The 12,811-nt window shown below is 65.5% G+C and carries 11 protein-coding genes; 3 read left to right on the top strand and 8 right to left on the bottom strand.

The window, feature by feature from the left end:
• A complete protein-coding gene (locus tag AM586_RS00725; RefSeq protein ID WP_047825596.1) occupies positions 1-1,263 on the top strand; it encodes an SLC13 family permease in 1,263 nt (420 codons plus the stop codon).
• 9 nt (positions 1,264-1,272) lie between these two features.
• On the opposite strand, the gene AM586_RS00730 is transcribed toward AM586_RS00725, so the two are convergent.
• The 4 genes from AM586_RS00730 to AM586_RS00740 all read right to left on the bottom strand — a co-directional run bounded on the left by AM586_RS00730 (position 1,273) and on the right by AM586_RS00740 (position 4,839).
• The gene (locus AM586_RS00730; RefSeq protein ID WP_052234010.1) at positions 1,273-2,526 is read right to left on the bottom strand and encodes a family 1 glycosylhydrolase; all 1,254 of its coding nucleotides are present in this window, start codon (positions 2,524-2,526) and stop codon (positions 1,273-1,275) included.
• Positions 2,527-2,715: 189 nt separating this feature from the next.
• Positions 2,716-3,108, bottom strand: a complete 393-nt coding sequence (locus AM586_RS00735; RefSeq protein ID WP_156328228.1) for a hypothetical protein — start codon at positions 3,106-3,108, stop codon at positions 2,716-2,718.
• 3 nt (positions 3,109-3,111) lie between these two features.
• Positions 3,112-3,249: a hypothetical protein gene (locus AM586_RS27925; RefSeq protein WP_156328227.1), complete on the bottom strand. Its 138-nt coding sequence runs from the start codon at positions 3,247-3,249 to the stop codon at positions 3,112-3,114.
• Positions 3,250-3,336: 87 nt separating this feature from the next.
• Complete coding sequence (locus tag AM586_RS00740) at positions 3,337-4,839, bottom strand: peptide MFS transporter (protein ID WP_047825594.1); 1,503 nt, start codon at positions 4,837-4,839, stop codon at positions 3,337-3,339.
• Positions 4,840-5,080: 241 nt separating this feature from the next.
• Here AM586_RS00740 and ppnN point away from each other — a divergent pair, with 241 nt between their 5' ends.
• Positions 5,081-6,451 (top strand): nucleotide 5'-monophosphate nucleosidase PpnN, encoded by a 1,371-nt coding sequence (gene ppnN, locus AM586_RS00745; RefSeq protein ID WP_047825593.1) that lies wholly within the window; start codon positions 5,081-5,083, stop codon positions 6,449-6,451.
• A 42-nt stretch (positions 6,452-6,493) separates the two neighbouring features.
• On the opposite strand, the gene lysS is transcribed toward ppnN, so the two are convergent.
• The 3 genes from lysS to prfB form a co-directional block, all read right to left on the bottom strand.
• Positions 6,494-8,047, bottom strand: a complete 1,554-nt coding sequence (gene lysS / locus AM586_RS00750) for a lysine--tRNA ligase (RefSeq protein ID WP_060566862.1) — start codon at positions 8,045-8,047, stop codon at positions 6,494-6,496.
• 24 nt (positions 8,048-8,071) lie between these two features.
• Positions 8,072-8,734, bottom strand: a complete 663-nt coding sequence (locus AM586_RS00755; protein ID WP_060566864.1) for an HAD family phosphatase — start codon at positions 8,732-8,734, stop codon at positions 8,072-8,074.
• A gap of 3 nt (positions 8,735-8,737) precedes the next feature.
• Positions 8,738-9,842 (bottom strand): peptide chain release factor 2 gene (gene prfB, locus AM586_RS00760; RefSeq protein WP_109370401.1). Its coding sequence is split into 2 segments (ribosomal slippage): positions 8,738-9,760 and positions 9,762-9,842, totalling 1,104 coding nucleotides; the frame shifts between segments, so codons are not numbered across the junction.
• Between the two features lie 121 nt (positions 9,843-9,963).
• Here prfB and AM586_RS00765 point away from each other — a divergent pair.
• Entirely contained in the window at positions 9,964-11,970 is a 2,007-nt protein-coding gene (locus tag AM586_RS00765; protein WP_373995241.1) for a bifunctional 2',3'-cyclic-nucleotide 2'-phosphodiesterase/3'-nucleotidase, read from the top strand.
• Between the two features lie 36 nt (positions 11,971-12,006).
• On the opposite strand, the gene AM586_RS00770 is transcribed toward AM586_RS00765, so the two are convergent.
• Positions 12,007-12,717: a GAF domain-containing protein gene (locus AM586_RS00770; RefSeq protein WP_229411213.1), complete on the bottom strand. Its 711-nt coding sequence runs from the start codon at positions 12,715-12,717 to the stop codon at positions 12,007-12,009.
• Positions 12,718-12,811 lie beyond the last annotated feature (94 nt).

Here is a 12,811-nt window from a genome sequence, read left to right on the forward strand (position 1 = left end):
ATGTTGCAACTTGCCCTTTCTCCGGCCGTGATCTGGCCTGTCGCCGCGCTCTCGACCGCCGGCATACTCGCGCGCCCGTTCAAGGTGGCGGAAGCCTGGTGGGCGGTGCTGGGCGCCGCCCTGCTGCTGCTGATGGGGCAACTCACGCTGGCCGAGGTCGGCCACGCGGTCGGGCAGGGCACGGACGTCTACCTGTTCCTGATCGGCATGATGCTGGTCGCCGAACTGGCGCGCGCGACCGGCTTGTTCGACTGGGTCGCGGCGCTGGCGGTGCGGCGCGCGAAGGGCTCGTCGGCCCGGCTGTTCTGCATCGTCTACCTGGTCGGCATCGTGGTGACGACCTTCATGTCGAACGACGCCACCGTGGTGGTGCTGACGCCCGCGGTGCTGGCGGCGGCCAGGGCGGCCAGGCTGGAGCGGCCGCTGCCCCACCTGTTCGCCTGCGCCCTGATCGCCAACGCGGCGAGCTTCGTCCTGCCGGTCTCGAATCCGGCCAACCTGGTCGTGTTCGCCGGACGGATGCCGACCCTGCTGGAATGGTTCAGGCTGTTCCTGCTGCCGTCGGCGATCGCGATCGCGGTCACCTTCGCCGCGCTGTACTGGAACCAGCGCGCCGACCTGAAACAGGCGATCGACACCGACACGCCGGCGCCGCCCTTGACGGCCGATGCGAAGATCGTCGCCGCCGGCATTGCGCTGATGGGCGCGGCGCTGTTGACGGCGTCCTTCCAGGGCGTCGACCTCGGCTGGCCGACCTGCGCCGTCGGCGTGGCGGTGTTTGCCGTGGTGGCCTGGCGCGCGCGCGCGCTGGCGCTCTGCGCGGCGCGCGACCTGTCGTGGTCGGTGCTGCCGCTGGTCGCAGGCCTGTTCGTGCTGGTCGAGGCCCTGTCGAAGATCGGCGTCGCCGGTGACCTGGCGATGCTGCTGAAGCAGCTGCACGCCGCGGCGCCGCAGTGGAGCGTGTGGGCGGCCGGCACGACGACTGCCCTGGTCGCGAACGTGGCGAACAACCTCCCCGCCGGCCTGCTGGCCGGCGCCACCATGGCCAGCAGCCAGCCGCCGGCGAACGTGGTGGCCGCGACCCTGATCGGCATCGACCTCGGCCCGAACCTGTCGATCACCGGTTCGCTGGCGACGGTCCTGTGGCTGACGGTGCTGCGGCGGGAAGGGATCGAGGTCGGCTTCTTCCAGTTCCTGAAGGTGGGGCTGGTCGCGATGCCGGTGGCGCTGGTGCTGTGCCTGCTGGCCGTGCTGGCGGCCTGAGGGAAGGCGTCAGCACCAGTTCTTGTCCGGCTGCATATTCAGCCGGTGCGCCGCATCGATCACGTCCTGCAGCTCCACCGGATCGCTGTACGGGTCCTCGTCCAGTTCGGTAACCCGGTTCAGCTCCTTCTGCCAGCGCCGCAGTTCGTCGACATACGGCCGGTCCGGCACCCGCTTCAGGTCGCCGTCGTCCTGCTCGACCAGGTCGCAGATGCCGTTGTGCAGCCATGCGCCCGTATGCCAGTCCGGCATGTCGACCGCCGGGAACAGGCAGATCCCCTGCAGGTCCATGCCGCGGTGCACCGCCGCCAGCGATTCGCACATCACATCGTGGAGCCAGTCGGCGCGGCCACCGCCCATGCCGCTGGTCTCGCCGATGATCATCGGCCGGCGATAGCGTTCCCACACCGTCTGCAACATGTCGCACAGCGGTGCGATACGGTCGTCGCCGGGCGCCAGCGGGGCGTGCGGCCCATGCTCGCGGTATTCCATCTGCCCGAAGGAGTAATTGTTGGCGCCGACGATGTCCAGGATCTCGGGCGAGCCGCCGAATTCCGGATGCTCGCGCCCGCAGATGATGTCCCAGGCCATGAAGGTATCGACCTCGGTCTCGTGGCGTGCGGCTTCGACCTGGTCGGGACGGTCGCGCGGCGCCACCACCCGCACCAGCGGGTCGATGTGGATCATGCGCGCTTCCGGATCGACCTCGCGGATCGCCTTCACGCCGGCGATCGCGGCCTTGCACAGCGCCAGCCGCAGGCGCATCCGGTCTTCCCGGCTGCAGCGGTAGGGGGCGGCCCAGCCCCATTCGCCGGCGCAGAAGGAGAAGAAGGTAATCTCGTTGATCGGCGTGAAGAAGTGTGGGCCATGGACCTTCGGGATCACATACGCGGCGGCGGCGCGGCAGTAGCGCGCGAAGCGGTCCACGAAGGCGTCGGAGAAGGGATCGAGCCCGTCCGGATAACCGTAATGGCAGAGGTCCCAGATGGGGACGATTTTTGACGCGTTCATGGCGTCGATGAACGGGTCGACGCTTGAGAAGTCGTAGTTGCCGTCCCGGTCCACGGTCGGCCAGGGGATGCCTTCGCGGGCGACGGCGATGCCGAGCGTGTTCAGGATGCGGTAATCCTCGGCGGCATGGCGGTCGTGCTGGGTTTCCGCGATCAGGTTGCGCCGGATGCCGGGCCGCTCACCCCACAGGAAATTCGAGCACTCGAAACCGGACAGAAAGAATGTGGGGAAAATCCCTGGGCGCTTCGCCATGCGTTTCTCCTTTTCGGGCTTGCCAGTCGAGGCCGTAGCATGCCACGAGTGGGCGATCGCGGTCGAAATGAAGCGTGCGTCAGTTGCCTGGCGGCAGCTCAGGGCGCGGCGATTGTCCAGAGGCGGACCGGCTAAGCCGCAGTTGTTATTGAGGCAAGGAAAAATGGAGATGCATGCGCGAAGGCGCGCTCATACGATCAGGGAAGGACTGGCGTTGACGTGATAAGGCGCGTCCATCAACTCGACGGTGTCCGGAACGGCCTGGCTGTTCGCGCAGCAGTCGATCTCGACATAGGCCAGGTTGCCGGCCTGGTCCGCGAACAGGACGATCTCGATGGTTTTATCCTCGTCGGCCGTCCTGAAATCCGCTTCGAAGACCGACCCGTAGCCGCCGGGCGCGGCGATCGGCGGCGGCTTGGCGCCGGCGCGCGTGCGCAGCTTGAAGCTGTTGCACCCGCAGTCGCAGAACTCGACGAAGTTGGAGGCTTCGAACTGCGCCCGCAGCGTCCGCGGTGCAGGGAAGGGGCAGCGCGTCAGGATGAATTCCACCCAGTAGCGCGCCCGCTCTAGACCGTTCGCCATGGGTCAGGCGCGGCAACCGCGTGGCGCCGCGATCATCCCCGATGCGGCCAGGACATTGGCCCTGCCGTTCCACCTGGCCTTGCAGGTATCGCGGTGCCTGGCGTTCGGTATGTTCATGTTCCCGGTCTCGATCGTGCTCATGAGGAAGACGCCCCATCGCGCTCCCTTGGAGATCATAAACAAAAACGGCGGCCCGCGGGCCGCCGTTTTTCAGCGAAGCGAGCAGACTTACTTCACGCCGTGCATCAGCTTCTGGATCAGCGGTGCGATCAGGAACAGCAGTACGCCCGAACCGATCAGGGCGTAGAAGCCGAAGGTGTAGCCGCCCAGCGCCGATTCCACGGTCATGCCTTTTTCGCCGGAGACGAAGCTGGCGAAGATGCCGGACAGGTTGTTGCCGATGCCGGTCGACAGGAACCAGCCGCCCATGCCCAGGCCGACCAGGCGGGTCGGGGCCAGCTTGGTGACCATCGACAGGCCGATCGGCGACAGGCACAGCTCACCGACCGACTGGATCACGTAGACCATGAACAGGGTCCAGAACGGGATCTTGCTGTCGGCGCCGACCAGGTGCTGCAGCGAGAACATCAGCAGCAGGAAGGCCAGGCCGTTGAAGATCAGGCCGAGGCCGAACTTGCGCGGGATCGACGGATTGGCGCGGCCCAGTGCGACCCAGATGGCCGCCACGATCGGCGCGCAGACGATGATCGCGATCGAGTTCACCGACTGGAACCAGCCGGTCGGGAAGATCCAGCCGCCGAAGTCGCGGCGCACGATGTTATCGGCCAGGAAGGTGAAGGAGCTGCCGGCCTGCTCGAAGAAGCACCAGAACATCACGTTGAAGAAGAAGATCAGCAGCATGGCGATGGTCTTGTCGCGTGCGACCTTGCCGTTGCGGATGCCTTCGACCATCAGCATGATCGCCAGCACGATGAACAGCACCGACAGGATGCCCTGGATGGTGTCGGCGCCGAGCTTGAGCAGGAAGTAGACGACCGGGATCACGACCAGCGAGCCGATCACCACGCCGGCCAGGCGCGCAGGGCTGGCCAGCTCGCCGACCGGCGCGCCGATGCCCTTCAGGCCCTTGCGGCCGAACTGGAACCAGACCAGCGACAGCAGCATGCCGATGCCGGCGGCGAAGAACACGACCTTGTAGGCCGGCACGCCGGTGCTGCCGGCCATGCTCTGGGCCAGCCAGCCGGTCACGATCGGGGCGAAGAAGGCGCCGGTATTGATGCCCATGTAGAAGATGGTGAAGCCGGAATCGCGGCGCTGGTCATGGATGCCGTACAGCTGGCCGACCATGGTCGAGATGTTCGGCTTGAACATGCCGTTGCCGACGATGATGGTGGCCAGGCCCAGCTTGAACACGTTCGGATCGGGCACCGTGATGGCGAACAGGCCGGCCGCCATGAAGGCCGCGCCGACCAGGATCGAACGCTGGTAGCCGATCACGCGGTCGGCGATGTAGCCGCCGAAGACCGCGCCGGCATACACCAGCGCCAGGTAGGAACCGTAGGTCAGGTTGGCGTCGGCCTGGCCGACGCCGCTGCCGCCGTAGAACTGGGCGACGATGTAGAGCACCAGGGCCCAACGGATGCCGTAGAAAGCAAAGCGTTCCCAGAATTCGGTCATGAACAGCATCCACAGCGGCGCCGGGTGCCCCATGATCTGCTTGAATTCCGGGATCGTCTTTGGTTCGACGGTAGAAGTAGCTGCACCGCTCATGCGGTTCCTCCCCAAATACGTTTTATAAGAATAGGAATGGTTGGACCACATGCCTGCATTGTGTACGGGCGCAAATCCAATAGCGTCGCATTTTAGTGGAAATTCTGCTCGTTAAGGCAACTTTTTCCAGCTCAACAGTATTGACGTCGAAAGCCTGTGCAAGCGTGGGAGCAAACTGGGGTAACTTGTCGTATATTGGCGTTAAGCTACATGGAAACACCGAAAAGAAAGGGAGTGGAATATGACGAACGACGTTGTCGATACATTGATTTCCCCGGAAGGGCGTCTCGAAGTGCTGTCCAAGGCGGAGGTGGCGAAACTGCTCGACACCAGCCAGGGCGGCCTGTATCAAGTCTTCCGCAAATGCGCGCTGGCGGTGCTGAACTCCGGCAGTTCGATCGACGACGGCAAGGAGCTGCTCGAACGCTACAAGGACTTCGACATCAGGATCATCCAGCGCGAACGCGGCATCAAGCTCGACATCCGCAGTGCGCCGGCCCACGCCTTCGTGGACGGCAAAATGATCAAGGGTATCCACGAGCACCTGTTCTCGGTGCTGCGCGATATCGTGTATGTGAACTTCGAGGTGACGGACAACCCGCGCTTCGACCTGAACCGGCCGGAAGGCATCACCGACGCCGTGTTCCACATCCTGCGCAACGCCAACGTGATCCAGCCGCAGCGCAATCCGAACCTGGTGGTGTGCTGGGGCGGCCACTCGATCAACCGCGTCGAATACAACTACTCGAAGCATGTCGGCTACCAGCTTGGCCTGCGCGAACTGGATATCTGCACCGGCTGCGGCCCGGGCGCGATGAAGGGCCCGATGAAGGGCGCCACCATCGGCCACGCCAAGCAGCGCCTGCAGGGCGGCCGCTATCTGGGCATCTCGGAGCCGGGCATCATCGCCGCCGAAAGCCCGAACCCGATCGTGAACGACCTCGTCATCATGCCGGACATCGAGAAGCGCCTGGAGGCTTTCGTGCGCACCGGCCATGGCATCGTGGTGTTCCCGGGCGGCGCCGGCACCGCCGAGGAGATCCTGTACATCCTCGGCATCCTGCTGCACCCGGATAACGCCGAGATGCCGTTCCCGCTGGTGTTCACCGGGCCGTCGACGGCCAGGGAATACTTCGAGCAGATCGACCAGTTCATCGGCCTGACCCTGGGCGAGCGCGCGCAGAAGCGCTACAAGATCATCGTCGACGATCCGGAAGCGGTGGCGCAGGAAATGCACACCGGGATCCGCCAGGTGCGTGAATTCCGCAAGTCGCGCAGCGACGCCTACTACTTCAACTGGGGCCTGCGGATCGACCCGGAATTCCAGCATCCGTTCCGCCCGACCCACGAGAACATGCGCAGCCTGTCGCTGCACAAGAACCAGGAAACGCACCTGCTGGCCGCCAACCTGCGGCGCGCCTTCTCGGGCGTGGTGGCCGGGAACGTGAAGGAGGACGGCATCCGCGCGATCGAGAAGTACGGCAAGTTCGAGATCCATGGCGAGGACGACATCATGGCGCCGATGGACAAGCTGCTGCAGTCTTTCGTGGAGCAGAGCCGGATGAAGTTGCCGGGCAAGGAATACATTCCCTGCTACCGGGTAGTCAGGTAAGGCTGTCGGGTGGGCACCCCGTGCCCACCCGACAGGACGCGATCAGTCTTCCTTGCGCAGGTGCGGGAACAGCAGCACGTCGCGGATGTTCGGCGAGTCCGTCAGGATCATGATCAGGCGGTCGATGCCGATGCCGCAGCCGCCGGTCGGGGGCAGGCCGTATTCCAGCGCGCGGATGTAGTCGGCGTCGTAGAACATCGCCTCTTCATCGCCGGCGTCCTTGGCGGCCACCTGGGCCTGGAAGCGGGCCGCCTGGTCTTCCGGATCGTTCAGCTCCGAGAAGCCGTTGGCGATCTCGCGGCCCACCATGAACAGCTCGAAGCGCTCGGTGATGCCGGGGCGGGTGTCGGAAGCGCGCGCCAGCGGCGAGACTTCGACCGGGTAGTCGATGATGAAGGTCGGCTCCCACAGCTGGGCTTCGGCGGTCTCTTCGAACAGCGCCAGCTGCAGCGCGCCGAGGCCCGAAATGATGTGCGGCTTGACGCCGAACTTCTCCAGCAGTTCCTTCTTCAGGAAGTCGGCGTCGTTCAGCTGCTCGCTGGTGTAGTGCGGCGCGTACTTGTTGATCGCTTCGACAATCGTGAGCCTGTGGAACGGCTTGCCCAGGTCCAGCGGGCGGCCGCCGTAGGTGACGTCGGCGGTGCCGTGGGCGTCGATCGCGGCCTGGCGGATCACGGCCTCGGTGTAGTCCATCAGCCACTTGTAGTCGGTGTAGGCGGCGTAGAACTCCATCATCGTGAATTCCGGATTGTGGCGGATCGAGACGCCCTCGTTGCGGAAGTTGCGGTTGATTTCGAACACGCGCTCGAAGCCGCCGACCACCAGGCGCTTCAGGTACAGTTCCGGCGCGATACGCAGGTACATCTGCATGTCGAGCGCATTGTGGTGGGTGATGAAAGGCTTGGCCGCGGCGCCGCCCGGGATCGGGTGCAGCATCGGGGTCTCGACTTCCATGAACTGGTTGTCCTGCATGAAGCGGCGGATCGACGCGATCGCGGCGGTACGTGCCTTGAAGGTGCGGCGCGTCTCCTCGTTCATGATCAGGTCGACGTAGCGCTGGCGGTACTTGGTCTCCTGGTCGGCCAGGCCGTGGAACTTGTCCGGCAGCGGGCGCAGGGCTTTCGCCAGCAGGCGCAGCTTGGTCACCTTGACGGTCAGCTCGTCGACCTTGGTCTTGAACAGCGTGCCTTCCACGCCCAGGATGTCGCCCAGGTCGTAGTGGCGGAAGGCTTCCATGGCATCGATGCCGGTGTTGTCCAGGGTGACGTAGATCTGGATGCGGCCGTCGGCGCGCAGGCCCGAGGCATCCTGCAGGGTCGCGAAGGCCGCCTTCTTGCCGGCTTCGCGGCGCAGCATCATGCGGCCGGCCAGCACCACCTGCTGCGGCTCGGCTTCGAGCTGCTCGCGGGTCCAGCCGCCGTAGGTCTCGGCCAGGTCGGCGGTCTTGTGCTGCGGGACGAAGTCGTTCGGGAAGGCCACGCCTTTTTCACGGATCGCGGCCAGCTTCTGGCGGCGTTCGGCGATGATCTTGTTGTCGTCGGCCTGCAGGGGCGATTGCTGTTCCTGGCCGGTTTGTTCTTGGTTTTCGGTGCTCATATCAGGTAGGTATCTAGTAATGGTTCACAGGCGCGCCAGCAGGGCGTCGAGGTCCAGTTCGTCGTAGTCGCCGACGATGGCGACCACGTTGTCGAATTCCGCGAACGCCTCGGCGGGCAGGGTGGAGGTGATCACCACCGCGCGCATGCCGGCGCGGCGGGCCGCTTCCACGCCCAGCGGCGCGTCTTCGAACACGATGCAATCGGCGGGTTCGGCGTCCAGTTGCGCGGCCGCCTTCAGGAACACGTCCGGATGCGGCTTGCCCTGCTTGACGTCGGCCGCGCCGACCACGGCCGCGAAGTGGCGGCGCAGGTCGAGCTCGTCGAGCGTGAACACGATGTTCTTCGGCGGCGCCGAGGTCGCCACGGCAAGCGCCACGCCGCGCTCGTCGGCGCGCGTCACGAAGGCGTCGAAACCCCGGATCGCGGCGCGGTGCGGACCGTACATCTCGCGGTACAGCGCATCCTTCTCGGCGGCCAGCTCGGCGATCTCGGCGTCGGTGACGTCCTCGCCGAGGCGTGCACGCAGGATCTCGCGGCCCTGGGCGCCCGCGGTCTCGCGGAAGAAGGCTTCGGCCTCGTATTCCTTGCCGCGGCGCGCGAAGAACTCGAGCCAGGACCTGGTGTGGAAGGCCATGTTGTCGACGATGGTGCCGTCCATGTCGAAGATGAAGGCGGGCTTGGTCATCGCTTACACGCCCTGCTTCAGCGAAGCCGAGATGAAGTCGTCGAGGTCGCCGTCCAGCACGTTCTTGGTGTTGCCGGTCTCGAAGCCGGTACGCAGGTCCTTGATGCGGGACTGGTCGAGCACGTAGGAACGGATCTGGTGGCCCCAGCCGACGTCGGTCTTCGAGTCTTCCAGCTTCTGCTGCTCGGCCATGCGCTTGCGCAGTTCGAGTTCGAACAGCTTGGCGCGCAGCATGTCGAAGGCCTCGGCCTTGTTGCGGTGCTGCGAGCGGTCGTTCTGGCACTGCACCACGATGCCCGACGGGGCGTGCGTCAGGCGCACCGCGGAGTCGGTCTTGTTGATGTGCTGGCCGCCGGCGCCGGATGCGCGGTAGGTATCGATGCGCACGTCCGCCGGGTTGATCTCGATTTCGAAGGACTCGTCGACTTCCGGATACACGAACAGCGAGGTGAACGAGGTATGGCGGCCGTTGGCAGAGTCGAACGGCGACTTGCGCACCAGGCGGTGCACGCCGGTCTCGGTGCGCAGGTGGCCGTAGGCGTATTCGCCCTCGACCTTGATGGTGGCGGTCTTGATGCCCGCGACCTCGCCCTCGGAGATTTCCATCACCTCGGCCTTGAAGCCCTTGCGCTCGCAATAGCGCAGGTACTGGCGCAGCAGCATCGAGGCCCAGTCCTGGGCTTCGGTGCCGCCGGCGCCGGCCTGGATGTCGATGAAGCAGTTCGCATGGTCCATCGGATTGCTGAACATGCGGCGGAATTCCATCGTCTCGATGACCTTCCTGATCTCTTCGGCATCGGCTTCGACGGACTGGATGGTGTCGTCATCGCCTTCTTCGCGTCCCATCTCGAACAGGTCGCGCGAGTCGTCGATGTCGGCTTTGGCTTTTTCCAGCGTCAGGACGACGCCTTCGAGCGCCTTCTTTTCCTTGCCGAGTTCCAGGGCCCGCTTCTGGTCGTTCCAGACGGTCGGGTCTTCCAGCTCCTGGTTGACCTGTTCTAGTTTCTCTGACTTGCGATCGAAGTCAAAGATACCTCCGAAGTTCGGCTTCACGGCTGCTCAGGTCGTTCAGCAGGGCGGAAAGGGCATTGATGCGTTCAGCTTCCATGGTCGGTAATGGTATTTTAGTAGGTTGAATCGAACCGGAGATTATACCGCAGCCGGCGCGCCGGGCAGGGTTTGGCATGGTTTCCTTGCCCCTCGGCAGGCGGCTGCCGTATCATCGCCCCATGAAATCCCGCCAACACCGCCCCGCCTGCCTCGTCCTTTCCGTCTTCATCGCCGCCGCTCCCGCCTTCGCCGCGCAGCCGAAAGCCGGCGCCAGCGCCGAGCTGGCGGTGCTGGAAACCACCGACCTGCACTCGGCGGTGGTCGGCTACGACTACTTCAAGCTGGCCGACGACCCCTCGATGGGGCTGGATCGCACCGCGTCGCTGATCGCGCAGGCGCGCCGCGACTTCCCGAACACGCTGCTGTTCGATAACGGCGACACCATCCAGGGCAATGCGCTGGGCGACTACCAGGCCACGGTCGATCCGCTGCCCTGCGGCCAGCTGCTCGGCATCTACAAGGCGATGCGCAAGATCGGCTACGACGGCATCGGCATCGGCAACCACGATTTCAATTTCGGGCTTGCCTACCTGGCCCAGGTGACCGGCCAGCGCCTCGACGTGGCGGGCGTGCAGAAGAAGCAATGCGCCGGCCCGGGCTTCCCGGTGGTGCTGGCCAACGTCTACAGCACCAGGACGCACAAGCCGCTGTTCGAGCCCTACCGCATCCTCAGCAAGCGCATCAGGGCCGTCGATGCGCATGGCCGGCCCTTCGAGGCGAGCGTCAGGGTCGGCATCATCGGCTTCACGCCGCCGGCCATCCTGAACTGGGACCGCCGCTGGCTGGAAGGGAAGATCTATACCGAAGGCCTGGTCGAGACCGCGAAACGCTACCTGCCCGAGATGCGCGCAAAAGGCGCCGACCTCGTCGTGGCGATCTCGCACGGCGGCCTGGACGCCAGTCCCTATGCGCCGACGATGGAGAACGGTAACTACTATCTGGCCCAGGTGCCGGGTATCGACGCGCTGCTGCTCGGCCATTCGCACCAGGCCTTCCCGAATCCGTCCAGCACCGTCGCGCAATTCAACCTGCCGCAGGTCGACAAGGCCAGGGGCAGGGTATTCGGCGTGCCGACCGTGATGGCCAACCTGTGGGGCAAGAACCTCGGCGTGGTGCGCCTGCAGCTGCGCTACGACGGCAAGCGCTGGCATGCGGACCGCGACGCCGCCATCGTCGAGAACCGCACGACCCAGCAGCCGGACAAGCAGTACGTGGCCGCCGATCCGGCCGTGATGGACCTGGTGCGCAGCGAGCACGAAGCCACGATCCGCTACGTGAAGACCCCGATCGGCAGCGCGGACTTCCGCATGTCGACCTATTTCGCCGACCTTGGCGACGTCTCGGCGATCCAGGTCGTCAACCAGGCCCAGGCCGCGTATGTGCAGCAGTACGTGGCCGCCAACCTGCCGCAGTACGCGAAGCTGCCGGTGCTGTCGGTGTCGGCGCCGTTCAAGAGCGGCTCGGCCGGCGTGGCCGACTATACCGACGTCGCGGCCGGCGACCTGGCGCTCAACAATGCGGCCGACCTCTACCTGTATCCGAACGCGCTGGCGGTGGTGAAGATCGACGGCGCCGGCCTGAAAGCATGGCTGGAGAAGGCGGCGACGCGCTTCAACACCATCGACCCGGACCGGACCGCGCCGCAGGAACTGGTCAACACGGGCTTCGCCGGCTATAACTTCGACAGTGTGACCTCGCCGGAGATCGGCTACGAGATCGACCTGACCCAGCCGCCGGGCCAGCGCATCAGGAAGCTGCAACTGCGCGGCGCGCCGCTCGAGCCGGGCCAGGAATTCCTGGTCGCGACGAACAACTACCGCGCCAGCGGCGGCGGCAACTTCCCCGGCCTGGACGGCAGCAGGACCGTGTTCACGTCGCCGGACGCCAGCCGCGACGTGCTGATCGGGTACATCAAGGAGCGCAAGCGCCTGAACCACGCGGCCGACGGCGCCCAGCGCAGCTGGCGCTTCACGAAAGTGCAGACGAAGGGGCCGGTGGTGTTCCACTCGGCGCCGGGCAAGCTGGCGCTGGCGCGCGCGGCGGGGCTGGAAAATGTGACGCAGGTGGCTGCGGACGACGGGCAGGGGAAGGGGTTTGCCTTGTACGCGGTGGATCTGGCGAAGTAAGGCCCCGCGCTCTTGCGCGGGGACGACGGGATACGCTTAGAAGCGGATCGGCCGGCTGGCCTGGATTTCGCTCGACGCGATCTCCGCCAGGTCGAGCAGACCCTGGACCTCGGCGGCGCGCAGGCGGCGCGGTTCGCGGTCGATCACGCACAGGGTGCCGAGCGGGTGGCCGGAACGGTCGCGCAGCGGGACGCCGGCGTAGAAGCGGATGTGCGGATCCTGCAGCACCAGCGGATTGTCGCGGAAGCGTTCGTCGCCGAGGGCGTCCTCGACCACGAACAGCTCGTCCTGCATCACTGCATGCGAGCAGAAGGCCCAGTCGCGCGGGGTTTCGCGCGGCTCCAGGCCGACCCTGGCCTTGAACCACTGGCGGGTCGAGGTCAGCAGCGAGATCAGTGCGATCGGAGAGCCGGTCACCATGCTGGCCAGGCGGACGATGCGGTCGAAGCGCGCCTCCTCGTCGGTATCGACCAGGCCGCTGGCGCCGACGGCAGCCAGGCGTGCGCGTTCGTCGGCCGGGGCCGGATAGGCCGGGTCCGACGCGGGCAGGAATTCCTTGTCGTTGCTGGCCGCAGGACGCAGTTGGGCGTTATCGTCCTTACCCTGCAGCAGGCCCTGGACCAGGCTCAGGCGGGTACGGCGGTGCCCGCCCGGCGTTTTCCAGGATTCGATCGCGCCGCTTTCCATCCAGATCTGCACGGTGCTGGTGGCAACGCCCAACAGGCGTGCGACCTCGCTCGTGGTCATGACCGGATCGTCTGTTTTTATATTGCTCTGCATAAACTTCCTCTTGTCCCGTCAGTATAGCGGATAACTTTGCACAAATCTTTTCTTCTTCATG

The sequence above is a fragment of the Massilia sp. WG5 genome (genome assembly GCF_001412595.2).
Classification (GTDB): Bacteria; Pseudomonadota; Gammaproteobacteria; order Burkholderiales; family Burkholderiaceae_D; genus Telluria.